25 protein-coding genes are annotated in these 25,674 nt (G+C 39.6%); 15 read left to right on the plus strand and 10 right to left on the minus strand.

Translation table 11 applies throughout. From position 1 onward, the window contains the following. Positions 1–5: 5 nt before the first annotated feature. The 4 genes from aceE to ampD all read right to left on the minus strand — a co-directional run bounded on the left by aceE (position 6) and on the right by ampD (position 5,327). Positions 6–2,672, minus strand: coding sequence for a pyruvate dehydrogenase (acetyl-transferring), homodimeric type (aceE, locus tag PMAN_RS12605; RefSeq protein WP_010556620.1), 2,667 nt, complete (start codon positions 2,670–2,672; stop codon positions 6–8). A gap of 90 nt (positions 2,673–2,762) precedes the next feature. Then, positions 2,763–3,512, minus strand: a complete 750-nt coding sequence (gene pdhR, locus PMAN_RS12610) for a pyruvate dehydrogenase complex transcriptional repressor PdhR (RefSeq protein ID WP_006794551.1) — start codon at positions 3,510–3,512, stop codon at positions 2,763–2,765. A 395-nt stretch (positions 3,513–3,907) separates the two neighbouring features. Further along, positions 3,908–4,759: a beta-lactamase regulator AmpE gene (gene ampE / locus PMAN_RS12615; protein ID WP_010556621.1), complete on the minus strand. Its 852-nt coding sequence runs from the start codon at positions 4,757–4,759 to the stop codon at positions 3,908–3,910. A gap of 13 nt (positions 4,760–4,772) precedes the next feature. Next, complete coding sequence (gene ampD, locus PMAN_RS12620; RefSeq protein WP_010556622.1) at positions 4,773–5,327, minus strand: 1,6-anhydro-N-acetylmuramyl-L-alanine amidase AmpD; 555 nt, start codon at positions 5,325–5,327, stop codon at positions 4,773–4,775. Positions 5,328–5,543: 216 nt separating this feature from the next. Here ampD and nadC point away from each other — a divergent pair, with 216 nt between their 5' ends. The 8 genes from nadC (at position 5,544) to yacG (ending at position 13,849) form a co-directional block, all read left to right on the plus strand. Next, the gene (nadC, locus tag PMAN_RS12625; protein WP_010556623.1) at positions 5,544–6,389 is read left to right on the plus strand and encodes a carboxylating nicotinate-nucleotide diphosphorylase; all 846 of its coding nucleotides are present in this window, start codon (positions 5,544–5,546) and stop codon (positions 6,387–6,389) included. Positions 6,390–6,913: 524 nt separating this feature from the next. Further along, a complete protein-coding gene (locus PMAN_RS12630) occupies positions 6,914–7,333 on the plus strand; it encodes a pilin (protein WP_010556624.1) in 420 nt (139 codons plus the stop codon). Positions 7,334–7,362: 29 nt separating this feature from the next. Continuing rightward, entirely contained in the window at positions 7,363–8,736 is a 1,374-nt protein-coding gene (locus PMAN_RS12635; RefSeq protein WP_010556625.1) for an O-antigen ligase family protein, read from the plus strand. Between the two features lie 88 nt (positions 8,737–8,824). After that, positions 8,825–10,054, plus strand: coding sequence for a type II secretion system F family protein (locus tag PMAN_RS12640; protein WP_021032399.1), 1,230 nt, complete (start codon positions 8,825–8,827; stop codon positions 10,052–10,054). Between the two features lie 144 nt (positions 10,055–10,198). Then, a complete protein-coding gene (locus PMAN_RS12645; protein ID WP_010556627.1) occupies positions 10,199–11,092 on the plus strand; it encodes a prepilin peptidase in 894 nt (297 codons plus the stop codon). Positions 11,093–11,109: 17 nt separating this feature from the next. Next, positions 11,110–11,742, plus strand: coding sequence for a dephospho-CoA kinase (gene coaE, locus PMAN_RS12650; RefSeq protein ID WP_010556628.1), 633 nt, complete (start codon positions 11,110–11,112; stop codon positions 11,740–11,742). A gap of 132 nt (positions 11,743–11,874) precedes the next feature. Further along, positions 11,875–13,551 carry a type IV-A pilus assembly ATPase PilB gene (gene pilB / locus PMAN_RS12655; protein ID WP_010556629.1) on the plus strand — a complete coding sequence of 559 codons (1,677 nt, stop codon included), beginning with the start codon at positions 11,875–11,877 and terminating at the stop codon, positions 13,549–13,551. A 67-nt stretch (positions 13,552–13,618) separates the two neighbouring features. After that, entirely contained in the window at positions 13,619–13,849 is a 231-nt protein-coding gene (gene yacG, locus PMAN_RS12660) for a DNA gyrase inhibitor YacG (RefSeq protein ID WP_006794561.1), read from the plus strand. Between the two features lie 81 nt (positions 13,850–13,930). Here the strand turns inward: yacG and PMAN_RS12665 are convergent, their stop codons facing one another. Continuing rightward, positions 13,931–14,422 carry a Spy/CpxP family protein refolding chaperone gene (locus PMAN_RS12665; protein WP_010556630.1) on the minus strand — a complete coding sequence of 164 codons (492 nt, stop codon included), beginning with the start codon at positions 14,420–14,422 and terminating at the stop codon, positions 13,931–13,933. A gap of 183 nt (positions 14,423–14,605) precedes the next feature. Here PMAN_RS12665 and PMAN_RS12670 point away from each other — a divergent pair, with 183 nt between their 5' ends. Genes PMAN_RS12670 through PMAN_RS12680 form a run of 3 tightly spaced genes read left to right on the plus strand, consistent with a single transcriptional unit; the run spans position 14,606 to position 17,639 of the window. Beyond that, a complete protein-coding gene (locus PMAN_RS12670; protein WP_010556631.1) occupies positions 14,606–15,295 on the plus strand; it encodes a response regulator in 690 nt (229 codons plus the stop codon). Then, a complete protein-coding gene (locus PMAN_RS12675; protein WP_010556632.1) occupies positions 15,273–16,688 on the plus strand; it encodes an ATP-binding protein in 1,416 nt (471 codons plus the stop codon). The genes PMAN_RS12670 and PMAN_RS12675 overlap by 23 nt, the downstream gene beginning before the upstream one ends. Before the next feature lie 3 nt (positions 16,689–16,691). Then, on the plus strand, positions 16,692–17,639 hold the full coding sequence (locus tag PMAN_RS12680) for an alpha/beta fold hydrolase (protein WP_010556633.1): 948 nt from the start codon (positions 16,692–16,694) through the stop codon (positions 17,637–17,639). Here the strand turns inward: PMAN_RS12680 and PMAN_RS12685 are convergent. After that, positions 17,599–18,516, minus strand: a complete 918-nt coding sequence (locus PMAN_RS12685) for a cation diffusion facilitator family transporter (protein WP_010556634.1) — start codon at positions 18,514–18,516, stop codon at positions 17,599–17,601. The two genes, PMAN_RS12680 and PMAN_RS12685, sit on opposite strands and share 41 nt — an antisense overlap. Before the next feature lie 105 nt (positions 18,517–18,621). Between PMAN_RS12685 and trmL the strand changes: the two genes are divergently transcribed. Further along, entirely contained in the window at positions 18,622–19,086 is a 465-nt protein-coding gene (gene trmL / locus PMAN_RS12690; RefSeq protein WP_008128796.1) for a tRNA (uridine(34)/cytosine(34)/5-carboxymethylaminomethyluridine(34)-2'-O)-methyltransferase TrmL, read from the plus strand. Between the two features lie 73 nt (positions 19,087–19,159). Here trmL and gpsA read toward each other — a convergent pair whose 3' ends face one another. From gpsA to PMAN_RS12710, 4 genes are read right to left on the minus strand one after another with little or no spacing between them, the layout of a single operon-like run. Beyond that, positions 19,160–20,167: an NAD(P)H-dependent glycerol-3-phosphate dehydrogenase gene (gene gpsA, locus PMAN_RS12695; protein ID WP_010556635.1), complete on the minus strand. Its 1,008-nt coding sequence runs from the start codon at positions 20,165–20,167 to the stop codon at positions 19,160–19,162. Positions 20,168–20,170: 3 nt separating this feature from the next. Next, the gene (gene secB, locus PMAN_RS12700) at positions 20,171–20,659 is read right to left on the minus strand and encodes a protein-export chaperone SecB (RefSeq protein ID WP_006794821.1); all 489 of its coding nucleotides are present in this window, start codon (positions 20,657–20,659) and stop codon (positions 20,171–20,173) included. A gap of 34 nt (positions 20,660–20,693) precedes the next feature. Further along, complete coding sequence (gene grxC / locus PMAN_RS12705) at positions 20,694–20,951, minus strand: glutaredoxin 3 (protein ID WP_006794822.1); 258 nt, start codon at positions 20,949–20,951, stop codon at positions 20,694–20,696. Positions 20,952–20,983: 32 nt separating this feature from the next. Further along, positions 20,984–21,415, minus strand: coding sequence for a rhodanese-like domain-containing protein (locus tag PMAN_RS12710; RefSeq protein WP_006794823.1), 432 nt, complete (start codon positions 21,413–21,415; stop codon positions 20,984–20,986). A gap of 271 nt (positions 21,416–21,686) precedes the next feature. Here PMAN_RS12710 and gpmM point away from each other — a divergent pair, with 271 nt between their 5' ends. Genes gpmM through PMAN_RS12725 form a run of 3 tightly spaced genes read left to right on the plus strand, consistent with a single transcriptional unit; the run spans position 21,687 to position 25,656 of the window. Further along, on the plus strand, positions 21,687–23,231 hold the full coding sequence (gpmM, locus tag PMAN_RS12715) for a 2,3-bisphosphoglycerate-independent phosphoglycerate mutase (RefSeq protein ID WP_006794824.1): 1,545 nt from the start codon (positions 21,687–21,689) through the stop codon (positions 23,229–23,231). A gap of 3 nt (positions 23,232–23,234) precedes the next feature. Then, complete coding sequence (locus PMAN_RS12720) at positions 23,235–24,374, plus strand: murein hydrolase activator EnvC family protein (RefSeq protein ID WP_010556636.1); 1,140 nt, start codon at positions 23,235–23,237, stop codon at positions 24,372–24,374. Positions 24,375–24,408: 34 nt separating this feature from the next. Beyond that, on the plus strand, positions 24,409–25,656 hold the full coding sequence (locus tag PMAN_RS12725) for a S41 family peptidase (protein ID WP_010556637.1): 1,248 nt from the start codon (positions 24,409–24,411) through the stop codon (positions 25,654–25,656). The last annotated feature ends 18 nt before the right edge of the window (positions 25,657–25,674 follow it).

Here is a 25,674-nt window from a genome sequence, read left to right on the forward strand (position 1 = left end):
ACCTCTTATGCGTACAGTGGGTTTAGTTTATTTGTGTCGATGTCGAATTTCTTAAGCGCGTCAACAACAACAGACTTTTCAACTTCACCGCGTTTAGCAAGTTCAGATAACGTAGCAACAACCACGTAGCTTGCGTTAACTTCAAAATGACGACGTAAGTTTTCACGGCTATCAGAACGACCGTAACCATCTGTACCTAACACTTTATAGTTGTTGCTAGGGATAAATGAACGCGCTTGTTCTGCGTAGTTTTTCATGTAATCGGTAGCGGCAACAGTTACTGAGTCGTTTAATACGCTCGTGATATAAGCAGTTTTTTGCTCGCTTTCAGGGTTAAGCATGTTGAAACGTTCAACATCTTGACCATCACGCGTAAGCTCATTGAATGACGTTACAGAGTAAACGTCTGATGCAATACCGTAATCATCACTTAAAATTGCAGCCGCTTTACGCACTTCAGTCATGATAGTACCTGAGCTTAATAGCTGTACGTTGGCTTTTTTACCTTCGTAGCTTTCAAGCTTATAAATACCTTTACGAATACCTTCTTCAGCACCTTCAGGCATAGCTGGCTGATGGTAGTTTTCGTTCATTAGCGTTAGGTAGTAGTAAATATTTTCTTGGTCGTCACCGTACATACGACGAATACCATCTTGTACAATTACGGCAACTTCAAATGCGTAAGTCGGGTCGTAAGAAATACAGTTAGGAACCGTATTTGCAAGAATATGGCTGTGACCATCTTCGTGCTGTAAACCTTCACCATTTAGCGTAGTACGACCAGCCGTAGCACCTAGCAAGAAACCACGTGCTTGTTGGTCACCCGCCATCCATGCCATGTCGCCAACACGTTGGAAACCAAACATAGAGTAGTAAATGTAGAATGGGATCATTGGTAAATCATTCGTGCTGTATGATGTTGCAGCAGCAACCCATGACGACATTGCACCTAACTCATTAATACCCTCTTGAAGTACTTGCCCAGATGTAGCTTCTTTATAGTAAGAAACAATATCACGGTCTTGAGGGGTGTAGTTTTGGCCATGTGGGTTGTAAATACCAATTTGACGGAATAAACCTTCCATACCAAAGGTACGCGCTTCATCGGCAATAATTGGTACAATGTTTTTACCAATACCTTTGTCTTTCAATAAAATATTAAGAGCACGAACAAAGCCCATTGTGGTTGAAATATCACGTTTTTGCTCTTCAAGTAGTGGCTTAAATGCTGCTACTTCTGGCAACTGTAATTTTTCAGAAAACTTAGCTATACGTGTTGGTGTATAACCTTCTAAGTCTTTACGACGAGCGTGTAAGTACTTGTACTCTTCAGAGCTTTTATCAAGCTCTAAGTATGGTAAGTCTTTAATTGCTTCTTCAGAGACTAAATCTTGTAGGCCTAAACGGTCACGTAAGTGTTCAACATGACTCATGTCCATTTTTTTCACTTGGTGCGCAATGTTTTTACCTTCAGCTGCTTCACCCATGCCGTAACCTTTTACAGTTTTAGCAAGTATCACAGTAGGACGGTCGTTAGTTTGCTCGGCCTTTTTAAATGCAGCATAAAGTTTTGATGGTTCATGACCACCACGCTTAAGTGCAAAAATTTCGTCATCCGTCATATCAGCAACAAGGGCTGCTGTTTCTGGGTAACGACCAAAGAAATGCTCACGAACGTACGCGCCATCTTTTGCTTTATATGTTTGGTAATCACCGTCAATTGTTTCGTTCATCAATTGTAGTAATTTACCTGTTGTATCTTTGGCTAGCAGAATATCCCAGCCGCTTCCCCATACAACTTTAATCACGTTCCAACCAGCGCCTTTAAATAGGCCTTCTAGTTCTTGAATAATTTTGCCATTACCCATTACTGGGCCATCTAGACGCTGTAAGTTACAGTTAATTAAGTAACATAGGTTGTCTAACTTTTCACGTGCAGCAAAAGAGATTGCGCCGCGTGATTCTGGCTCATCCATTTCACCATCACCTAAAAACGCGTATACACGTTGGTTTTTAGTGTCTTTTAAACCGCGGCCGTCTAGGTATTTTAAGAAACGCGCTTGGTAAATAGATGCAATTGGGCCTAAACCCATTGATACTGTAGGGAACTGCCAAAATTCAGGCATTAATTTAGGGTGTGGGTACGACGGTAAACCTTTACCATCTACTTCTTGGCGGAAGTTGTCTAGTTGAGCTGCGCTTAAACGCCCTTCAACAAATGCACGCGCGTAAATACCCGGAGAAATATGGCCTTGGTAATAAACTAAGTCACCACCGTCTACCTCGTTTGGCGCTTTAAAAAAGTGGTTAAAACACACTTCATAAAATGCTGCTGACGATTGGTAAGACGCCATATGGCCGCCTAAGTCGAGATCTTTTTTAGATGCACGCAGAACGATCATAATCGCGTTCCAACGAATAATTGAACGAATACGGCGTTCAAGGTTCACATCACCTGGGTAAGCAGGCTCTTGATCTACAGGAATAGTATTAACGTAGTTCGTGGTAATACCCGTTGGCATATCAACGCCGTCTAAACGGGCTTGCTCTAATACTTGCTCAAGTAAGTACTGAGCTCGTTCAACACCTTCTTCGCGCACAACTGATTCAAGAGCTTGTAACCACTCTTGTGTTTCTAGCGCGTCTACGTCAATTTTATTGACTTCAGACATATGGAGGTTTCCTTATGTTTAAAATACGAATGTTGTTAATTTAATACAACTGATACTTAAGTTAGTGTGTTCAAGTAATAGAGTATTAGCTTAATTTTGTTTTGTGCGTCTTAAACTACGTTCAATTCGCGAATATTCTTTGCCCGCTTCAAGTAATGCTTCTTCAATAAACGCTAAATGCGCATTACTTGCTAAACGAGCTTGTTCTGGATTGCCGTCAATAACCGCATCCATTAACAAACGCCTGTGCTCGGCTAACTGACTGCTAATATCAGGTTTTTCTAATAAAACCGTTAAATTTTGCAATACGTTTTGCTCAAGCAGCGCCTGCATACCTCTCACCAAGTGCAATAACACAACATTATGTGAGGCCTCAGCCACACTAAAATGAAAGGCATTAATTGCTTTTGCTTTTTGCTGTAGGTCATCATGCGAAAGCGCAATTTTATCAAAGCTTTGTTTTACTTTAGTAAAATCGTTACTTGTACCTCGCAGTGCTGCGTAGTAAGCAGCAATACCTTCTAAAGCATGACGAAATTCGAGCAAATCAAATTGTGACTCAGGGTGTTTACTTATCAGTTCAAACAACGGATCAGTTAACCCTTCTTCCAGCTGATTTTTTACAAACGTACCACCGCCTTGACGACGCGTAACTAGCCCTTTTGCTTCTAGCTTTTGAATGGCCTCGCGCAGCGAAGGACGAGACACTTCAAACTGTTTGGCTAGTTCACGCTCTGGAGGCAGCTTTTCTCCTGGTGCTAACGATCCCTCAAGAATCATATTCTCAAGTTGCTGTAAAATAACATCAGATAGTTTTGCTGCTTTAATCTTTAAAGACATGAATCAACGTCCGCGTTGTATAAATACCAAGCCCTAAAACTGGAGCTTAAAGTTATAAGATTTACCCAAAAGGTAAATTGGTCATACCAAGAATTTGCAATACGTTATCAAAAACCCATATAGCTGTCAATTTACAGGTTACTCGTACGGGGATATTAGCGTAACGCATTTTTAACGAAGATCAAACAATACACAATATAGCTTAGTTTTGAGAGGCTAGTAAGATTAACATTCAAATGGTCTGACCAGATGAGTTTAGAGTTTTAACTCTATTTTAGGGGGAGGTTTAATCGCTATGTTTAAAGTGTTTTAAATAGGCAAGGAGGCCAAAAGCAAAGCACTTTAGCGTAAATAAGTGCTTTGCTTTTAAATAGGCTGTAAAAATAAATAAGGTGTTAAGACAAGCCTCCAAACAAAGTAAGTAATGCAATTAAAACTAAATAAAAGAGTACATTACGCTTAACTAACTTAATCATACACGTTGCCTCGTAAGTGCAACCGTAATAACGTTGCTCTACTTGTTCGGCTGCAAGCGCAGTATAAGTGACGACCTTTCGGTTAGGGCTTGAAAAATCAAGCGCGTAGTGTAACCAGCAGCTCGTTCCTTTATTAAAGTTACCAATTACTAAGTAACCAAAACTCGCTATACGTGCCGGTAACCAATCTAACCAAAACAGTAATTTATGTATTAACTTAAAATGTTTAGCAAATATCACTTTGTGGTTATCTCGCACTAAATCGGCAAAGGTACGTACAAGAGCATATAAAACAGCACCCGGCGCACCTAAAACAACAAACCAAAAAATAACTGCACAGTAAAACCTAAAATTTACCCAAGCAAGTGTTTGCCCAAAGGTTTCACCGCCTTTTTGATCTTCAGTACGTTTTTGCCCCATTTGCAATGCATATAAAGACGCCGCGGTACCATCATCGCGTGTAAGTGCGTTTAAATACGCTTTATATAAAGCACGTTGCTTTGCACAACCAAAGCAAACAAGTAAAACAGCAATATTAATGGCCAACTCCCACAAAACAAATTCCGACAAGTTGTAGATACACGCCATAGCTACTACAGGTAAAAATAGCCAAATTAAAAAACCCATTGCCGAACTAAATAAACCGTTACTGGCAAGTAAGCGGTTGGAGCGTGTTAAATAACCATTAGCGTAATAGCTTATTTGCCAATAGTTAGCTCGCGCCCCTAAACGCTCTAAAATTAACGCTAAAATAATAGAAACTAAAATCATGATAGTGACTCTCTCAACTTGGTTGCTCAAGCATATTTAAAAATAATGGCCAGTTAAAACTACTGCCGGGGTCTGTTTTGCGACCGGGTGCTATATCGCAGTGCCCCACAATACGCGAAGAGGTAATTTTGGGATAGCGCTGCATTATAAATTTACTTAAATTACATAACGAGGCGTACTGAGCGCGAGTATAAGCAGCTGTATCGGTGCCTTCAAGCTCAATACCAATACTGTAATTATTGCACGCAGTTTGTCCTTCATATTCAGATACGCCGGCATGCCAAGCACGCTTGTTAAATGGCACGTATTGAATCACCTCACCAGTGCGTTTAATAAAGCAATGAGCTGATACACGCAGCCCTTTTAAATCACCAAAGCTTGTATGGGCATTGCAATCAATACACCCCATAAATAAATCATCCACAAAGGGGGTACCAAACTGCCCTGCTGGTAATGAAATATTATGAATGACCAACAAGGTAATATCTGTGTGTTCTGGGCGCTCATCACAGTGCGTGCATGCGCGCTGTTGCGCCGCCAATAACACTCCATTTAAATCAATTGCCATTACATTTATACCAAACTATTCACAACCTTGATGCTAAAGGATTTATAAAAATAATGATAGTAACCAAGCCTCATCTAGGTAGGTGGGGAATTATAAGCTGCTTATATTTTAGTATTAAAGCTCTCAGCTATGCTCTAATAATTAAAAGCGCTTCTATTCATTATTTAAACATAGTAAAATTTTCTTTAATTTATTAATGCTTATGAGCTTTTAGCCATGTCTATTTCGCACACTTTACTTAGTCAACTTGTTACCCTTGCGCTCGACGAAGACTTAAACTACCAAACCGCAGCCGATGGAGATATTACCGCTCAGCTTATCCCACAAAACGAGCAAGCAAGTGCCAAAGTGATAACCCGTGAAGACTGCATATTTTGTGGTAAAGACATCATTATTGAAGTGTTCAAGCAAGTAGACCCAACAGTGCAGGTATCAGTACTGGTAAACGATGGCGACGTTGTCACTGCCAACAGCACTTTATTTACAGCAAAAGGCTCCGCCCGCGCAATTTTAACCGCAGAGCGCACCGCACTTAACTTTGTACAAACGCTTTCTGGCACAGCAACAACCACAGCGTATTATGTAAAAGAGCTTAGTGGTACAACTACACAATTACTCGATACCCGCAAAACAATTCCAGGGCTAAGAGCCTTACAAAAATATGCAGTAAAATGCGGCGGTGGCGCAAACCACCGTATTGGGTTGTTTGATGCGTTTTTAATAAAAGAAAACCACATAGCAGCCTGCGGAGGTATTGAAAAAGCCGTTGCTCAGGCAAAACTAAACCACCCAAGCAAACCAGTTGAAGTTGAGGTTGAATCGCTTCAAGAGCTAAAACAAGCCATAGACGCAGGCGCCGATATAATCATGCTTGATAACTTTAGCGTTGAACAAATTAAGCAAGCCGTAGTCTTAACTAACAAGCGCGCTAAATTAGAAGTGTCTGGCAATATGACGTTAGCAACACTCAAAACGTATTCTCAAGCGGGTGTAGACTTTATATCTAGCGGCGCATTAACAAAAAACTTACAATCAATCGATTTGTCGATGCGTTTTGAATGATGTATGGCCAAAGTAATAATTTAGTTCTACATTTAATAAATGCTAAAGCGTTGACAAGTTAAAACAAAAGTAATTTAATAGTTAAAATAACTAATTGTAACAATTTGTTAAATTAATTAGCTATTTTAGGAAAAGTAGCGTGCTAACAACTAAAATAAAATGATACACTTGTACTGTTTTATTATAAAAGCTCGTCATAAATAATTAGATACTTGTTTTTAAGCTCATCCAAACAAGGAATCCAAGTTACTTATGACTACACTTTCTATTAGCTGCTGTTAGCACTTATTTTCAACCAGCTAATAAATAGCAAGTTATTTGCAAAATATAATGAATTCACACCTAGCTTTTGTGTTTCATACCCTAAAGCTAAAGTGCAAATATAGCGCTAACTCTGCAGCAAAATGTGGATAGCGCAAAAGTTTATTTTAAGCAAAACTGTAAAGTAAATCAGTTAAATTAAGTTCGGCACAATGCCAATTAAGTGATTTAACTTACACAATCTATCCTTTAGGAGAGGAAACATGAAAACAATGACTCAAAAACAACAGGGTTTCACCCTAATTGAATTAATGATTGTTGTAGCAATCATCGGTATTCTTGCTGCGGTAGCACTGCCTGCTTATTCGAATTACCAAGCATCATCAAAATTGACTGCTGCTTTGGCTGAAATCTCAGCTGGTAGAACAGGTTTTGAAGTTGCTGCAAATGCAGGAGAAACTCCAGATAGAGCTGCAGCAGGGCTGCAAGCAAGTACTGCAAATTGTAACATAACAGTAACTTCAACAGAAATTGAGTGTGCAGTAGTTAATGCACCAACCCAAATAGGTACTAGTGCAAAAATCACTTGGACAAGAAGTGCTACTGGTGCTTGGTCATGTGCAACAACTGGCATAACAGCCGCAAATAAAGACCTAGCTCCTAAGAGCTGTCCACAATCTTAATTATTTGCTGACTAACAAAAAGCGCCTGAATGGCGCTTTTTAAGTTATCCGAAAAAATTATGGCTAAAACTAATACTGTAAAATTTTTAATAATTAGTTTATTTTTGTTAAATACATTAACACCATTAATTCCAACTATCTCTTACGATTACCACAATCATCAACGTATCATACAAATAGCTTTCTTACTCAGCCTTTGCACTTTATTGCTTACAGTTTTATTGAAGCACAAAAAACCTACATACACAGTTTTATTTGATAAAAAAAGCGCAATGTTTTTCCTAGCTTTTATTCTCAGCGGTTTCTTGTCATCTATAGCTAGTCAGGAAAAAAGCTTCAGTTTACTTTACACATTTCACATCAGCCTGCTTTTTGGGGCAATGTTTTATATAAGTACTATAAATGATAAAAAATCTGTGCTGCTCATTATTTATACCTTATTAATAGCACACACAAGTTTGGTTTTGGTTTGCCTACTCAACATAATTTTTACACTAGTAGAACAGCAACATTTAAATCCCTATATAATCTACTCTGGCTTTATTAACATTCGCTTTTTTAATCAGGTACAGGTTTTTATTCTTCCCTTTTTAATATTACTACTAAAATTTAAAAGTATTCAACGCATCGTATTCATTGTTTTATTTTTAAACCTATTGCTAATTTTTATTGGTCAAGCTCGAGGGGCCTTGCTCTCTTTTTTTATTTTTTCAGTATTTGCTCTCATATTGAAAACAACCCTAAAAAAGCAAATTTTAACCGGGCTAGTTTGCCTTGCACTTAGCTGTATCACTTTTTATATTCTAGATTCGTTGAATAAAGGAGGAGCCGATATACTTCGTGCATCCTCTTCAGGCCGTGTTGATTTATGGTTAAATACACTTTCAAACTTATCATGGAAACATTTTTTGATTGGTAGTGGCCCTGGTGTATTTGAAATGTCTCTCGGGAGTTCAGCACCATTTAGTCACCCCCACAACTCATTGATAGAAGTTTTAAATGAGTGGGGAGGAGTAGCACTAATTTGTATTTTAATCGTAATTTTTAATACATTGAGAAAATCTATAATACATCTAAAAAATCATAAAAAAGATATAATTACGGAGAGTATTTTTTACTCTTTTGCTATAGGTATTACGTATTCACTATTCTCTGGTGTACATGTGATGCCAGTTTCTCAAACCTTGTTGTTTATAATGTGGGGCTTACTTATTGGCAGGCTTAATAAAAACAAGTACAAACATATTCCTATAAATGTATACGCTAAGTTATTTTTGGCGTGTGTATTCATCCTCGCTTGGTTTTTATACTTACAAAAAGCAGTAGAAATTTATAATAATATCGACCCTGATAATGGCTATATTTACGGGCCAAGGTTTTGGTCCATTGGTCAACGGGCCTAATAAAAAGTATATTTCTACCAAGAATCATTCGTTTAAGTTATGCTAAGTACAGAATTCTTTAATAATATTAATTCAGCTGGATCATCTCATGGCAAAAAAACAACAAGATAAAGGCCTCGATACTTTTCAGTGGGTCGGTGTAAGTGCCCGAGGGAAGAAACTTGAAGGAGAGCTCACAGGGAATAGCATTGCACTTGTTAAAGCTCAGCTAAGAAAGCAAGGCATTACACCTTCAAAAGTAAAGCGTAAGCCAAAACCTTTATTTGGCATTCAAAGTGTTCAAAAAATCACCCCTAAAGATATAGCGCTTGTTACACGCCAAATCGCCACCATGCTTATGGCGGGTGTACCTCTTATACAAGCCATTGAAATGATAGGCACGGGCTCAACTAATAAAAGCGTGGGTAAACTAATGGAAACCATTGGCGATGAAGTAAAGGCAGGTCAGCCTTTATCGCAAGCGCTAAGAAAACACCCTCGTTATTTTGATGACTTATATTGCGATTTAGTCGCATCGGGCGAGCAATCAGGTGCGCTTGATAAAATATTTGATCGTGTTGCATTGTACAAAGAAAAATCTGAAGCGCTTAAATCAAAAATAAAAAAAGCAATGTTTTACCCAATATCTGTATTAGTGATAGCAGGTATTGTAACTTCTATTTTGCTAATCTTCGTAGTGCCACAATTTCAGGATATATTCTCTGGCTTTGGCGCTGAACTCCCAGCATTTACTTTATTTGTAATCGGGATATCTGAGTTTATGCAAGCGTATTGGTGGATGATTTTAATTGCAATTGTTAGCTTTGGTTATGCGTTTAAAGAAGCCAAACTCAGAAGCTTAAAACTCAGAGATGCAACCGATAGAGCCATTTTAAAACTCCCTGTCATTGGCATGATTTTAAATAAAGCAGCTGTTGCACGCTATGCCCGAACACTTTCCACCACTTTTGCAGCCGGTGTACCACTTGTTGATGCGCTTGACTCTGCTGCAGGTGCCTCGGGTAACGCAGTGTACCGTTATGCTATTTTAGATATTAAAGCTGAGGTAAGCTCAGGTAACCAAATGAACTGGGCCATGCGGAACTCTAAAATATTCCCTGATATGGTAATTCAAATGGTTGCCATTGGTGAAGAGTCTGGCTCGTTAGATGGCATGCTGGCAAAAGTAGCGACTATTTACGAGCAAGAGGTTGATGATGCCGTCGATGGCCTTTCAAGCCTGTTAGAACCACTTATTATGGCGGTACTTGGTGTGCTCGTAGGCGGCTTAATTGTTGCCATGTACTTACCTATTTTCCAATTAGGTTCTGTCATTTAATTAATAAAAAATTTTACAGAAATTAAAGAGCGTCTTATTTTTATGGTTGGCGATTTAGTCTTCTCATTTGCTTTCTTTAACTTCTCTTTGTGATTATTATTTCATTTAATTTTTAGACTTTTTTTAGAATAGTTTCAGGTATATATGCAAAGTATTATTGAAGTAATGCAAAGCCAACTGTGGTTTTATTTAACCACCGTTGGCTTAGTTAGTTTATGTGTGGGTAGTTTTTTAAATGTAGTTATCTACCGTTTGCCGCTTATGATGCAGCGAGAGTGGCAAAGCGAGTGTAGGCTATTACTTGAAGACGAGCTCAATACCAATCAAGCTAAACCAAAAAACACTAGCGAGCCTTTTAATCTTGTAAAACCAAATTCCACCTGCCCAAAATGCAAAACGGCCATTAAGCCTTGGCAAAATATTCCTATCATTAGCTGGTTAATACTTAAAGGTAAATGCGCAAGTTGTAGTAACCCCATCTCTATTCGATACCCCGCTATTGAGGCCATTACCGCTCTATTAAGCTTAGTGGTTGCTTATACCTTTGGCGCAACAGAACAAGCATTATTATACATAGTGATCACGTGGGCACTTGTGGCACTGACCTTTATTGATATAGACCACATGCTACTGCCCGATCAGCTCACTTTACCGCTTGTTTGGCTAGCACTGATTGCCGCCGTTGCCGGAATTACAATTATGCCAAGTGATGCAATTATGGGTGCCGCTTTTGGTTATTTAAGCTTATGGAGTGTGTTTTGGTTATTTAAGCTATTAACCGGTAAAGAAGGCATGGGTTATGGCGACTTTAAGTTGTTAGCGTTATTTGGTGCTCTGCTAGGCTGGCAATCATTACTCACTATAATACTACTTTCAAGTGTTGTTGGCGCCATTATTGGTATCGCTTTATTAAGTATTCAAGGTAAAGATAAGGCTACCCCCATCCCATTTGGGCCCTACTTAGCAATAGCCGGGTGGATCACGTTACTGTGGGGTAACCAATTGCAAAGCGCGTATTTTAACTTAATTGGTTACTAACTTGAGTGCTGACTAAAATGAGTAATACCATAAATAAAACATCACCCTGGGTTCTTGGCTTAACAGGCGGTATAGGCTGTGGAAAAACGGCTGTAAGTAATATGTTTGAGCAGCTTGGCATTACAATAGTTGACGCCGACATTATTGCGCGCCAAGTCGTAAAGCCTAAAAGCGATGGTTTAAATGCCATTGTAAGAAAATTTGGGCATAGCATTTTATTGAGCGATGGCACACTAAACAGAAGCGCTTTACGTGAACGCATTTTTACTAATAGTGCCGACAAAGAGTGGCTAAATAATTTATTGCATCCACTCATTAGAAACAAAATACATAACGACCTTACTGCCGCAAAAAGTCCATATGTAGTACTTGTAGCACCACTTTTGTTTGAAAACAGCCTAGATAAATTGTGTAATCGAACGCTACTGATTGATATACCTCAAAGTGTACAAATAGAGCGCACGGCTTCGCGTGATAACGTAAGTGTTGAGCAAGTAAAAGCGATTATTGCAGCGCAAATGTCACGCGAAGATAAACAAAAAAAAGCAGATGATATTTTAAATAACGACCGTGCACTTAACGACGTTAACCACGACTTATTAACGCTGCATAAACGTTATCTACACATGGCACAAATGCAAGCAACTTAAATTGTAAAAACGAGTCAAAACAAACTAATCTCCTATATTAATTAATAAATTTAGCCTAGATTGTGAAGAGTAATGTAATCCCCTTCTTTTTTCTGATAAATTACTCTCTCTGAAGGATTAAAAAGGTGCGCAATGAATATTAACTCACCGTTATTAAGAAAGTTTCTTACGCTTGGGCGTATTGATGCCGATACGGTAAAAGCAAAGCAGCAAGAGTTTGCCTCAACCGCTGAACTGATTTCTAAATGCGGAAAAATAGACAGTAAAGAGTTAGCAGAGCAATGTATTGATTTGTTTCGTGTTCCCTATTTTGATTTAAAAGACTTTGACCCTGCGTCTATTCCTGCCGATCTAGTAAAAGAAAAACTGATCCGCAAACACCATATTTTACCGTTGGTACAAAAAGGCCGAAAAGTGTATGTGGCAGCCTCTGATCCAACCGATTACGGCGCCTTCGAAAACTTTGAATTTAGTACCGGCCTTTCATGCGAAATAGTCGTAGTCGATTACATTCAGCTCGATAATAAAATTGAGCAATTGCTAGATGCAACCGGCAGCCTAGATTTGAGCGATGATGAGTTTAAAGAATTTGCCGACCTAGACACTGAAAGCCAAAAAGAATCTACACCTCAAGATGACGACAAAGACGATGCGCCAATTATTGTGTACATTAATAAAATTTTAATGGACGCGATAAAAAAAGGCGCATCGGATCTACATTTTGAACCTTACGAGCATAAGTACCGAATTCGTTTTCGTATTGATGGTATCTTGCACGAAGTGGCAAGCCCACCTAATACATTAGCGACTAAGCTTTCTGCTCGTATTAAAGTAATGTCGCGACTTGATATTGCCGAAAAGCGTAAACCACAAGATGGCCGAATTAAATTAAAAATTACTGAACGAAAAAGTATCGACTTTCGTGTCAGTACTATGCCCACGCTGTGGGGCGAAAAAATAGTAATGCGTATTCTTGATTCATCAAGCGCTATGCTAGGTATTGATGTACTTGGTTACGAAGAAGAGCAGAAAAAGTTATACATGGATGCGCTTGGTCAACCACAAGGCATGATACTCGTTACAGGCCCTACCGGGTCAGGTAAAACGGTATCGCTTTATACGGGTTTAAACATATTAAACCAACCTGAGCGAAACATTAGTACCGCTGAGGATCCAGTTGAGATAAACCTTGAAGGGATAAACCAAGTACAGATTAACCCTAAAGCCGATATGACCTTTGCTAATGCACTGCGTGCATTTTTACGTCAAGATCCCGATGTGGTTATGGTAGGTGAAATACGTGACCTTGAAACCGCAGAAATTTCAATAAAAGCGGCTCAAACGGGTCACTTGGTTTTATCTACATTACATACCAATTCAGCGCCAGAAACCATCACCCGACTATTAAATATGGGCGTACCCGCCTATAACGTAGCCAGTTCAATTAGTTTAATTATTGCACAACGACTAGCACGCCGTTTATGTCCTAAATGTAAAACGGCAGAACAATTGCCAAGCGAAGAGCTCTCTCGCCAAGGATTTAGCACAGCGCAAATTGAAGATATGACTCTATATGCACCTAAAGGGTGTGATGGCTGTACAGATGGTTACAAAGGCCGTGTAGGTATTTACGAAGTTATGCAAATCACACCAGAAATTGCACAAATAATCATGCGTGGCGGTAACTCACTAGAAATCGCTGAGGTATCATTAAAAGCCGGTTTTAATAATTTGCGCCTATCGGGTTTACGTAAAGCCGCTGATGGTTTAACGTCACTTGCTGAAATAAACCGCGTAACTAATATGTAAAACTATTTAGCGCTTTGCTTGCTTTAAATACAGTAAGCGCTAATGAGTAACCTGTTGAGAGTAAAACATGCCTACTGTTGTAAATTGTCCAACCTGTAAAACAAATGTTGAGTGGTCTGAGCAAAGTCCTCACCGCCCATTTTGTTCTAAGCGTTGCCAACTCATTGATTTGGGTGAGTGGTCGTTTGAAAATAATAAAATTTCAGCGCCAATCACATCGGCTGATCAAATAAACCAAGACATGATTGAAGACATAGAAGCCATGATGGCTAAAAACGAAGATGACTTTTTTAAGTAATGTCATCTAGTTTTTATATAAACAAAAGCCAGCTAAATGCTGGCTTTTTAGTACTCACTTAAAAGTTAACCACAGGGTCAGTTAGCTTTTTTGCTTACGCTGCTTTTTACTTTTACGCTTTTGAATTTTAGCAAACTTTTCTTTTTGCTCTGCGTTAAGCAACTGCATTACTTGATGCTGCGTTTTTAGCTTAATTAAGGCAAACTCTTCACCTTTACTTTGGCGCTCACTTAAAAGCTCTTTTGCTGCATTTTCGTCAAATGTTGCTGCTGATAGTAGTACGTCCATTTTTGCTTTGTGCGCTTCACGCATTGCTTTACGTGCTTCTTTATCGTCGCCTCGTAAGGCTTTCATTTGCGTTTTTTGTGCTGCAAAAATAGCTTTTAGCTTAGTTTGCTGATCTTGCGTTAAATCAAGTTTTTCGGCGCCGCGTTCAGAAAGTAAAAAACGCGCTGAAGAATGCCCTTGTCGATCATGCATACCGCCTTTAGCTAGTACGCTACCTGCACCAAGTGTGGCTGTTGCTAAGCCACAAATAAGTACTAATTTTGAAAGTGTATTTACTTTAGTCATAATCATCACCTTAACTGTTGGGTTGGTTGTGGTTGGCTGTCGTGTAATTGCCTAGCCAGTGAGTTAACTATAACTAACTCAACGCAAAGTAACGCAAAGCAGTGTAAAGGTTGTGTAAAGATTCACTTTTGAGCAATTAAGGGCGTAAAATAAAGAAATGAAATATTGCCTAAGGGTTTGTAAATGAAACTATTAATGATTGACGACGATACGGGTCTTTGTGAGTTACTCAGCGAATACCTTTCAAGCCAAGGGTTTGAAATACAAAGCGTACACGACGGCGAACAAGGCCTAAAGTTAGCACAGGCAAACGACTACGCATTAATATTGCTTGATGTCATGCTACCTACGCTAGATGGCTTTGAAGTTCTAAAACAACTTAGACAAACCAAACTCACCCCAGTTATTATGCTTACAGCTAAAGGTGAAGACTTTGATCGTATTTTTGGATTAGAGCTCGGTGCGGATGATTACATACCAAAACCATTTAATCACAGAGAGTTACTTGCCCGCGTAAAAGCGATTACACGTCGTATAGAGCATATAAGCAGCTTAAATATCAACACAACTAATAAGCTGCTTGTAAATGGTGTAACTATTAACCTTGCAGCACGAGAAGCCTCTATTGATGAGAATACTCTCACGCTTACTGGCACAGAGTACGAAATACTGGCACTTTTGTGTAAAAACGCCAGCCAAGTTGTTAGTAAAGAGCAAATTAGTGAAGAAGTGCTAGGCAGGCGTTTAGCATCGTTCGACCGCTCTATTGATATGCATGTAAGTAATATCCGAAAAAAAATAGCAGAGCACATTAAAACAGAACGAATTAAAACAATGCGAGGCAGCGGTTATGTTTTCATCCAAGGCGAGTAAATCAGGCGCTTTATCTTGGCTTAAGCACCCTAGGCATTATTTATTTTTTAAAATATTTGTTTGGTTTTGGCTAACCATTATTGGCACCGTTACTGCGCTTGTTTTTTTAAGTAATATCAGTGTATTGAACTTAGTAAGTAATGAACCCTTACATGGCCCGATGGAAAAAAACCTAGCTTATACCGCAAGAAGTATTGAGCGCTCTGCATATAAACATAAGCGTTCGCTTGAGAGTATTCTTTCGCATCCACGCTTATCTAAACGTAAGCTTTTATATTTAAGCGCTGAGCAATCAGATATTTCTTTTACTAATAAAGAAACACCTATAAACATAGACCTAAGTCTTCTTAATTTTACCAAAAACATGCCACCGCAAATTGTTTTCACTGAGCAATATCAAGCCTTTGGACCAGTTCAATTAACCGTCCCCGAAGGAGTATTTTATTTATATGAAATAGACATAAACAATCAGCCACCTCTGTTTATACGCTTAAAGCTAATGCCCAGCTGGATTAAGGTATCTATTGCAATTATTGCCTCTTTAATTTTGAGCTTTTTGTTTAGTCGTAACTTAATTGCACCAATTAACAGCCTTAAAAAAGCAGCTATAAAACTATCTTCTGGCGATTTAAGCGCACGTGCTGCTATTTCAACTAACAGAAAAGATGAGCTAGGGGTACTTGGTCGAGACTTTAACAGTATGGCTAACCAGCTAGAACTATTAATAAGCTCACAAAAACGCTTGCTTGCTGACATATCCCATGAGTTACGTTCGCCACTTACCCGCTTAAAAATGGCAACGGGTCTTGCGCAAATGCAAGCAAATGAAGCAAGTCAGTCTTATTTATTACGAATAGAAAAAGAGGCAAATCAACTCGATCAAATGATTGCTGATGTACTTCAAGTGTCTCGTTTAGAAGCAAAAAGCCAAACCCTTGCAATGCAAAAGCAATCACTAAACCTTATTGTTGAACATGTTTTAAACGATGCAAAATTTGAAGCAAAACAATATGATAAGCAGTTAACAATAACAGGCGATGCAAGCGTGACCATTAGCTGCGATGAAGCCCTGATTGCCAGCGCGCTTGAAAACCTACTTCGTAATGCCATTAAATATGCAAATAACACAATAAGTATAAAACTATCGCATGGTGATGCCGTGCATATCGAAATATGTGATGATGGCCCAGGCGTGCCAAATAACCAGCTTGATAAGCTATGTGAGCCGTTTTTTAGGCAGTCTGATGCAAGAGATAGAGTCAGTGGTGGAACCGGTTTAGGCTTAGCTATCGCAAAAAATGCAATTACAGCTCATAATGGCACCTTAGTTTTATCGAACAAAGATCAGGGCGGCTTGTGTGCTAATATCACACTGCCAATAATCAAAGAGTAAACCATGTTTTATAGTAGTGAGCGCGAGCTTAAAGGTAACCAATCAGCCATTAATGATTTTTATCAAAACACATTAGTTAAAGCGTATTTAAATACGCCTAATGGGCAGTTATTTTATGCGCATGCCCAGCCAGATAAAGCTCATGTTGCCATAGTTATTAGCTCAGGCAGAATCGAAGGGCTCGATAAATACAAAGAGTTGTTATGGGAGCTTTATACTAATAATTTTGCTGTTTTTATTGTTGACCACCAAGGACAGGGTCGCTCTTACCGCTATTTAAAAAATAAACATAAGGGCTATGTAAATAATTTTGGTGACTACAGTGCCGATCTTAATTTATTTAACACCCAAATAGTCGACACCGTTTGGCAAGGTAAAAAGCTATTAGTGAGCCACTCAATGGGAGGTGCTATTGCATTTGATTATTTGGCAAACTATGAGCATAGTTTTAGCGGTGCGTTTTTATCAGCCCCAATGTTCGATATACACACCAAAGGTATTCCAAAGCCTTTAGCCCGAATAATTGCAAGTAATGCCGTACGTCTTGGTTTTCAATTTAGCTATGCCCTTGGACAAACCGACTACACCCCAGAAGAGTTCCCTTTAAACGTATTAACAAGTTGCGAATTACGCTACAGCCTATTTAGGCAAACATATAATGAGGAGCCTTTACTACAACTTGGCGGGGTTACTTATGGGTGGCTAAATTCAACCTTTACTTTTTTATCATCAATAGATGAGCTTACTGTTGATATTCCACTTTACATTGCAAGCGCAAAAAACGATGTAGTTGTCGATAATGAAGCGCACTATAGACTAGCTAATAAGTACGCAAATATTACCCTAGAAAGCTTTACTGACGCCAAGCACGAACTATTCTTTGAATGTGATGAAGTACGCCAGCCAGTACTTAAGAGTCTGTATAAGTTTTGTGAGTCGGTGACGGCTTAGTTAAAACAGAAAGCGGGTCGAGGTGGATTAGTATATCAACCTCAGATTCAAAACGAGCACCAATCATCGCTTCAACCTCATCAGCCACAGTATGGGCTCGTATTAGACTTAAATGGTCATCAAGCTCTAAATGCATTTGAATAAACTTAATTTTCCCCCCCTGGCGAGTACGGATCCCGTGTACGCCATGCACATCGCCGTGCTCTTTAGCAATATCAAAAATGCTTTGCTTTTCATCGTCTGGAAGTTCTTTATCCATTAAATGATCGGCACTATCTCTTGCAATATCCCAACTGTTATAAAGTAAGTAACCTGCTACCCCTATTGCAAAAATAGGATCGGCATACATCATTCCGTAATAAGATAGAGCAATCGCAATTAAAACAGCAGCGTTTAAAATCAAATCACCTTTGTAATGCACCGAATCTGCTTTTATAGCAATCGATTCGGTATGCTTAATAACCTTAGTTTGTACAAAAACAATGACCAGAGTACATGCAATTGCAAAAGCACTTACCCATACACCTAATAATGAATGTGTAAGCTCTATAGGGTTAAATAAGCGCTCAACACCATGAAATGCCAGTAAACAGCCCGAGCCTGCAATAAATGCAGCTTGCCCAAGCCCTGCTAATGCCTCGGCTTTACCATGACCAAACCGATGATCATCATCAGCTGGGCGCAGTGCGTAACCTAAAACTAAAAAACTCATAAATGTAGCGGTAATGTCCATTAATGAGTCTGTTAAGGAGCCAAGCATTGAAGCAGAGCCTGAAGCAAGCCAGGCCCACGCCTTTGCCGCAATCATTAAACTCACCATTACCATAGTAATAATACTAGAAGCTTTAACCCAAAATTCGTAACTGCGGTTATGCACAATTTCATCCGCTAATAAGAGTATTCAATACTTTGAGTATATCATTTTTTTTAAGGGTTTCGTGTATACTGCTCTCGTCAAATACCATTTATTAAAAGGCTAATTATGCTGGATATTGTTTTATACCAACCTGAAATTCCACCAAACACAGGGAATATTATCCGCCTTTGTGCAAATACCGGCTTTTCGCTGCACTTAATTGAGCCTTTAGGGTTTGAGTGGGACGACAAACGTGTAAAGCGTGCAGGCCTTGATTACCACGAATTCAGCCATGTTCAGCGTCATGCGTCATTTGAAGCGTATCTTGAAAAATGTAAACCGAAAAAAGTGTATGCATGTACAACCAAAGGCAGCCAATTTCATCATGAAGCATGTTACGAACCCGGAGACTGTCTAGTATTTGGTCCAGAAACACGCGGGCTACCCGATGAGATGATTCAAGCTCTACCAAACGAGCAGCGCGTGCGTATCCCAATGCAACCAAATAGCCGAAGCATGAACCTTTCAAATGCAGTCGCTGTATTTGTTTACGAATCATGGCGACAGTTGGGTTTTCCTAACGCGCAATGATACGCGTATTATTAAAGCTAACAAAAAACCGACATGATGTCGGTTTTTTTAGTTATTATCACAGTAGTGAGTGCTATTCTGAGCGTTGCTCTCTACCTAACAATGCCATAGCAGCGGCTTTCATATCTTTATTTTCATAAAGTACTTTGTAAATCTGTTCAGTGATAGGCATTTCAACGCCTGCACGCTGGGCAAGTAAATACACCTCTTTGGTGTTTCTAAAGCCCTCGACTACTTGGCCTATCGACTCAATTGCAGTTTCAACACTTTCACCTTTACCCAGTGCTAAACCAAAACGACGATTGCGTGATTGGTTATCGGTACAGGTTAATATTAAATCGCCAAGGCCTGCCATTCCCATAAAGGTTTCTGGCTTTGCGCCTAGAGCGCAACCTAACCGAGTCAGTTCAGCAAGACCTCGTGTAATCAAAGCTGTGCGAGCATTGGCTCCAAAACCTACACCATCTGAAATACCCGCGCCAATAGCAATTACGTTTTTAACCGCACCACCAAGCTGTATGCCAATAAAATCGTCATTGTTATACACTCGAAATGAACGACCACAATGCAGTAAATCAGCCAATTGTTGTGCAAACTCAGGTGAGGTAGACGAAACAGAAATAGCTGTTGGTGAACCCATTGCCATTTCTTTCGCAAATGTAGGACCCGAAAGCACCGCAAGTGCGATTTCATCACCCAGCTCTTGCTGTGCAACTTCTTGTAATAAACGCCCTGTATTTGGCTCAAGGCCTTTAGTCGCCCACGCGACTTTAGCATCGATTTGCAATGCAGGTTTTATTTGCGCAAGTGTGTCGCCAAATGCATGGCTTGGCACAACAACAAGCACAATAGCACTGCATGCAACGGCACGTTGTAAATCGGCTTCTAGTACTAGAGTGTCTGGGAAGGGTGCATCTGGTAAGTAACGTTGATTTTTTCGCTCAGCTGCAAGCGTAGCAACGTCGTCGCTATTGCGTCCCCAAAGCGTCACTTTATGACCATTTCGGGCTAAACAAATAGCAAGGGCGGTGCCATAAGACCCCGCCCCCAATACAGTAACAGCTGAAGTTGCTGTACTCATAAGTTATGCGTCTGCTGTAACCTGGTCAGCTTGCGCAGTACGTTGTTGCATATACTGTGCAAACAATGCGTCAAAGTTTACTGGCGCAAGGTTTAACTGTGGGAAAGTGCCACGGTTAACTAGGTTAGATACCGCTTCACGTGCATATGGGAACAATACGTTTGGACAAAATGCACCTAGCATATGAGCAAGCTGTACTTCTTCAACCTCAGCAATAGTAAAAATACCCGCTTGTTGAATTTCACATAAAAACGCAGTTTCTTCGCCAATTGATGCTGTCACAGTTAATGCTAAAACAACTTCAAATACACCTTCGTCTAACTTGTTAGAGCGAGTATCTAGGTCTAGCTTAACTTCTGGCGTCCATTCTTTTTGAAAAATTGCCGGAGAGTTTGGCGTTTCAAACGACACATCTTTAGTGTAAATACGTTGAATAGTAAATTGTGCGCCTGCGTCTTGTGCCGCTGCTGCGTTTTGAGTTTCTTCGTTCATTGTTATTCCTAACTTGTTCGTTATTATAATTAAATTAAGCGTTAAGCTTAGCGTCAAGTTTACCTTGAGCCTCAATAGCCATCATGTCGTCACAGCCACCGATATGTTCATCATTAATAAAAATTTGCGGTACAGTGCTTGCGCCACCGGCTTTAGTAATCATTTCATCGCGAAGTTCAGGTTGTACACCAATATCAAAATTAGTGAATTCAACGCCTTTGCTTTTTAAAAGCGCCATAGCGCGCTGACAAAATGGACAATATGCCTTGGTGTATAAAACAACGTTACTCATAATAAATCCTCTATCGGTTTAGCTAAACGAGATTAGCGACCTGTTATCGTTGGTAAGCTAGCAGATTGCCATGCACCCATTCCGCCCGCTAATACATAAACCTGTTCAAAACCAGCTTTATGCATTGCTGTGGCCGTGCCTTGGGCTGTCATACCTGTAGTACATACCAATATAATGGGTTTAGTCTTGTACTTTTCAAGGCCTGAAAAGTCAGATTTTTTGGCATTTTCAGGGCTTAAGTGTTCAGCACCCGAAATACGGCCAGACGTAAACTCTTTTTGTGCGCGCATATCCACTACTTGACCATCTTCACGGTTAATAAGTAGCGTTAGTTGCTGAGGGTTTATTTGACGAATAGCTGAAAATTTACTTTTTATCCAACCACTGACAATAAGAAAAACAATACCAACCCAAGCAAGGCTTAAGATAGGGTGATTGCTTATAAATTCAATATATTGATCCATTCGACTTCCACTATAAATTACATCCTAAAACGCAATGTTTTAGACATTTTAGACTTTAGCCACGCAAGTATACCCAAACCAACTTAAAATGCGAGTTTACACAGAGTTTAAAAGGAGGAAAAACACCCCATATAAAGGTTATTAACCGCACATCAGCATCAATACGATATTCAATTAAGTGAAAAAAATTAATATGCTGTTTTGTATGCTGATTCAAGTAACAAAACACGGTATGCTAAAGCAAAACAGGTGCTAACTTTTAGGAGTGACTATGACTGAACATAAAAAACCACTGGTATTAATGATTTTAGACGGTTGGGGATATCGTGAAGACGAGCAAAGCAATGCAATACTAGCAGCGAATACCCCCGTGTTAGATAACTTATGGGCATCTCGCCCTCGCACATTAATTTCAGCATCTGGTTTTGATGTAGGTCTTCCTGATGGACAAATGGGTAATTCCGAAGTTGGACATGTTAATTTAGGTGCAGGACGTGTTGTATACCAAGATTTTACTCGAATCACCAAAGCAATAAATGACGGTGAATTTGACTCAACCCCTGCACTTGTTGAAAACATTGATAAAGCAGTAAATGCCGGCAAAGCCGTTCATGTTATGGGATTATTGAGTCCGGGTGGCGTTCATAGTCATGAAGATCATATTGTTGCAAGCATAGAGCTTGCTGCAAAACGCGGTGCTAAGGAAGTCTATTTTCATGCATTTTTAGATGGCCGTGATACACCACCGCGTAGTGCCAAAGAATCTATTGAACGTATAGAAGCGTTGTTTGCAAAACTTGAATGTGGTCGGCTAGCAACACTCGTTGGTCGTTATTATGCAATGGATAGAGATAACCGCTGGAATCGTGTAGAAAAAGCCTATGACGTAATGACCTCTGGCATTGGAGAGTTTAACTACAGCGATGGCGTAACCGCATTAAATGCAGCTTATGAGCGCGACGAAAACGATGAGTTTGTTGCTCCTACAACCATTACACCAGCAGGTAGAGAAGCAGCGCAAATTAATGATGGCGACACTGTTATTTTTGCAAACTTTAGGGCAGACCGGGCACGTGAAATTACACGCGCCTTTGTTGAGCCTGAGTTTGATGGCTTTACCAAGAAAAAATCCCCCGCTCTCAGCGCATTTGTCATGATGACAGAATATGCAGCCGATATAGACGCGCCCGTTGCATTTGGCCCAACTCCTCTTACTAACGTATTAGGGGAATGGCTTGAAAAACAAGGGAAAACACAACTGCGTATTTCTGAAACAGAAAAATACGCACACGTTACCTTCTTTTTTAGCGGCGGACGTGAGGACGAATTTGAAGGTGAAACGCGTGAATTAATCCCTTCACCGCAAGTGGCTACCTACGACTTGCAACCGGAAATGAACTCAGAAATGCTAACCGATAAGCTTGTAGAAGCAATTAAAAGCGGGAAATACGACGCCATTATATGTAATTACCCCAATGGCGATATGGTTGGCCACTCAGGTGTATTTGATGCCGCTGTAAAAGCTTGTGAGGCCGTTGACACCTGCATTGGCCGTGTAGTTGATGCATTGAACGAATTTGGCGGTGAAGCGTTGATCACAGCCGATCATGGTAATGCAGAACAAATGGCTAACCTTAAAACGGGCCAAGCACATACCGCGCATACAAGTGAACCGGTGCCCTTTATTTATGTTGGTCGCGATGCGACACCATCTGAAGGTAAAGCATTAAGTGATGTTGCCCCTACTATGCTGCACTTAATGGGCATGGAGCAGCCAAGTGAAATGACTGGCACACCCATCATGACGTTGAAATAACCCATGATTAAACGTGTTAACCGATACTTTAAGTGCGGCTTAATACTCGCCTCATTGGTGACTGCATCTGCAGTTGCCAATGAAGATCGCACTAAAAAAGATCTCTCACAGGTGAAAAAAGCACTTGAACAAAGTCAATCTGAGTATAATCAACAACGAAAAAAAATATCTCAACTTCAAAAAAATCTTAAAAGCCATGAGCTTGAAATAGCTAAAAACGCTAAAGCACTTAATATGGCTGAGCAGTCTGTTAAAGAAACCCAACAACAGCAAAATCAACAACAAAAAAAAGCTGATGAACTCGATAAAAAACACATCGAATTTCAACGTATTCTAGGAGCGCAACTTAAAAGCGCTTACATGGCAGGTGGTGATGACTACTCTAAAATGTTGCTGAATCAAGAAAACACAGCGCAATTTGAGCGAACACTGAGCTATTATAATTACCTAAACAAAGCACGAATTGAACAGATAGAAGAATTAAAAGAACTTAAACAACAAATCGCGTTAAACCAAGTTGCACTAAATAAAACAAAAGAAAAACTTTTAGCTTTATACGACGAGCAAAAAAGGCGCCAAACAGCCTTAGTAAATGCACAAAGTGAACGCCAAGCTAACCTTAGGAATCTTCAAGCTCAGCTTACGAGTACTAAAAGCTCTATCAATTACTTAAAAGAAAACCAACAAACCCTTGTTAATACAATTGAAGAATTAGAAAAAGAAAAAACAAAAAAAATAGAATTACTTGGCCTCAATAAAAATAAAGGCAAATTAAACTGGCCTAGTAAAGGTAAGTTAAAACACAAATTTGGCCAACGAAAACATGGCGGCATTGATTGGAAAGGCGTGCTAATTGGCGCTAAAGAAGGCGAAAATGTTAATAGCCTGCACAATGGCCAAGTTGTATTTGCAGATTGGTTAAAAGGTTATGGCTGGGTAATTGTAGTCGATCATGGTGAAGGATTTATGAGCCTATACGGCCATGCACAAACACTACTGAGAGACGTAGGTGACATGGTACGCCAAGGCGAAACTTTAGCGTTGGTTGGCCAAAGCGGCGGACAGGCAAGTTCTGGTCTATACTTTGAGATACGACACAAAGGACGCGCAGTAAATCCCGTAAAATGGTGCAGACGTATTTAATTGAATAAACCGCTGCTCCGCTGAGGAGTAGCTGATGAAAAACAACAATGTAATACCCGCATTTAAAAAAGCAGGCTATGTTTTCAGCCTGCTTTTATTCACCTTTACTTTAGTACTTAACAATGCATTTGCCAGCTCAGTAAAAAACCTTAAAAGCCAACAAATAGATGAAATTTTATTTAACATACACGCCTATTATGTTGACGATTTAGATCTTCAAAACAGCCATTACGTGCAATACAACAACAAACAGTTTGAGCGCTTATACTCAAAGCTAGACCCCTACTCTAAATACCTTAACGAACACGAGCTCGATGCCTTATTTGATAATACCAATGGGCAATATACGGGCTTAGGTATTGAAGTAAAAAAGGTCGATACTGACATAAAAATAGTTAACGTGGTAAATAACTCACCAGCGAAAGAAGCAGGTATTTTAGCTGGCGATATTATTGTTAGTGTTAATCAAAAAACGGTCAATTTGCTCAGCATTAGCGAAGTCGCAACTTTAATAAAAGAAAATAAATTTACAACAATTAATCTCACCGTTAAGCGAAATGAAAGCCCAGAGCTTTTGTCGTTTAACGTAGCTCGTACGCAAATACAATTAGAGAGTGTAACCAGTAAAGTTTTAGAGTCCGGCATTGGCTATTTAGCTATTAATAGTTTTTCTAATCACACACTACACGAAGTTGCATTGCAAATTGCAGCGATGCAAAATAATTATGATTATCCATTATTAGGGCTTGTAATTGATTTACGTGACAACCCCGGAGGCACCCTTAAAAGTGCGATTGCCGTCTCTGATTTATTCTTAGAAAGCGGAACTATAGTAACAACGAAAGGCAGATACTTTGACGCTAACCAAGCCTTTTATGCTAAAAGGGGCGACATACTCAAAGGCGCCTCAATTGTTGTACTTATTAATGAAAATTCAGCCTCTGCGGCCGAAATTTTGGCCGGCGCCTTAAAAGACAATAACAGGGCAAAAGTGGTTGGAAGCCAATCTTTTGGAAAAGGGTCTGTGCAATCACTTATACCATTAGGTGATGGCAATACCGCTTTAAAACTCACTACCGCAAAGTATTTTACACCTTCTGGTGAATCAATAGATGGCGTTGGAATAAAGCCCGATGTGACGATTAATAAAACAACACTTCCACAAAACAATAAAGCCGTTATAATAAAAAATGAGCAAGTAAAAAATAATCAACACCAGCTTGTTAACACCTTAGCTGATTTACAGTTAGCTAAAGCAAAACAATTACTCAGTATGCAGTAATCTATTTTGTTTGAGCGT

It is taken from the genome of Pseudoalteromonas marina (assembly GCF_000238335.3).
Taxonomy (GTDB): Bacteria; Pseudomonadota; Gammaproteobacteria; order Enterobacterales; family Alteromonadaceae; genus Pseudoalteromonas; species Pseudoalteromonas marina.

Coding starts and splice junctions, on each gene's coding strand:
- PMAN_RS12710 (WP_006794823.1), bottom strand. CDS start 21,415: ATGGATCAATATATTGAATTTATAAGCAATCACCCTATCTTAAGCCTT.
- PMAN_RS12640 (WP_021032399.1), top strand. CDS start 8,825: ATGGCAAAAAAACAACAAGATAAAGGCCTCGATACTTTTCAGTGGGTC.
- PMAN_RS12670 (WP_010556631.1), top strand. CDS start 14,606: ATGAAACTATTAATGATTGACGACGATACGGGTCTTTGTGAGTTACTC.
- nadC (WP_010556623.1), top strand. CDS start 5,544: ATGTCTATTTCGCACACTTTACTTAGTCAACTTGTTACCCTTGCGCTC.
- PMAN_RS12635 (WP_010556625.1), top strand. CDS start 7,363: ATGGCGCTTTTTAAGTTATCCGAAAAAATTATGGCTAAAACTAATACT.
- gpsA (WP_010556635.1), bottom strand. CDS start 20,167: ATGAGTACAGCAACTTCAGCTGTTACTGTATTGGGGGCGGGGTCTTAT.
- coaE (WP_010556628.1), top strand. CDS start 11,110: ATGAGTAATACCATAAATAAAACATCACCCTGGGTTCTTGGCTTAACA.
- PMAN_RS12725 (WP_010556637.1), top strand. CDS start 24,409: ATGAAAAACAACAATGTAATACCCGCATTTAAAAAAGCAGGCTATGTT.
- pdhR (WP_006794551.1), bottom strand. CDS start 3,512: ATGTCTTTAAAGATTAAAGCAGCAAAACTATCTGATGTTATTTTACAG.
- ampD (WP_010556622.1), bottom strand. CDS start 5,327: ATGGCAATTGATTTAAATGGAGTGTTATTGGCGGCGCAACAGCGCGCA.
- secB (WP_006794821.1), bottom strand. CDS start 20,659: ATGAACGAAGAAACTCAAAACGCAGCAGCGGCACAAGACGCAGGCGCA.
- ampE (WP_010556621.1), bottom strand. CDS start 4,759: ATGATTTTAGTTTCTATTATTTTAGCGTTAATTTTAGAGCGTTTAGGG.
- PMAN_RS12665 (WP_010556630.1), bottom strand. CDS start 14,422: ATGACTAAAGTAAATACACTTTCAAAATTAGTACTTATTTGTGGCTTA.
- gpmM (WP_006794824.1), top strand. CDS start 21,687: ATGACTGAACATAAAAAACCACTGGTATTAATGATTTTAGACGGTTGG.
- aceE (WP_010556620.1), bottom strand. CDS start 2,672: ATGTCTGAAGTCAATAAAATTGACGTAGACGCGCTAGAAACACAAGAG.
- PMAN_RS12720 (WP_010556636.1), top strand. CDS start 23,235: ATGATTAAACGTGTTAACCGATACTTTAAGTGCGGCTTAATACTCGCC.
- grxC (WP_006794822.1), bottom strand. CDS start 20,951: ATGAGTAACGTTGTTTTATACACCAAGGCATATTGTCCATTTTGTCAG.
- yacG (WP_006794561.1), top strand. CDS start 13,619: ATGCCTACTGTTGTAAATTGTCCAACCTGTAAAACAAATGTTGAGTGG.
- trmL (WP_008128796.1), top strand. CDS start 18,622: ATGCTGGATATTGTTTTATACCAACCTGAAATTCCACCAAACACAGGG.
- PMAN_RS12630 (WP_010556624.1), top strand. CDS start 6,914: ATGAAAACAATGACTCAAAAACAACAGGGTTTCACCCTAATTGAATTA.
- PMAN_RS12675 (WP_010556632.1), top strand. CDS start 15,273: ATGTTTTCATCCAAGGCGAGTAAATCAGGCGCTTTATCTTGGCTTAAG.
- pilB (WP_010556629.1), top strand. CDS start 11,875: ATGAATATTAACTCACCGTTATTAAGAAAGTTTCTTACGCTTGGGCGT.
- PMAN_RS12645 (WP_010556627.1), top strand. CDS start 10,199: ATGCAAAGTATTATTGAAGTAATGCAAAGCCAACTGTGGTTTTATTTA.
- PMAN_RS12680 (WP_010556633.1), top strand. CDS start 16,692: ATGTTTTATAGTAGTGAGCGCGAGCTTAAAGGTAACCAATCAGCCATT.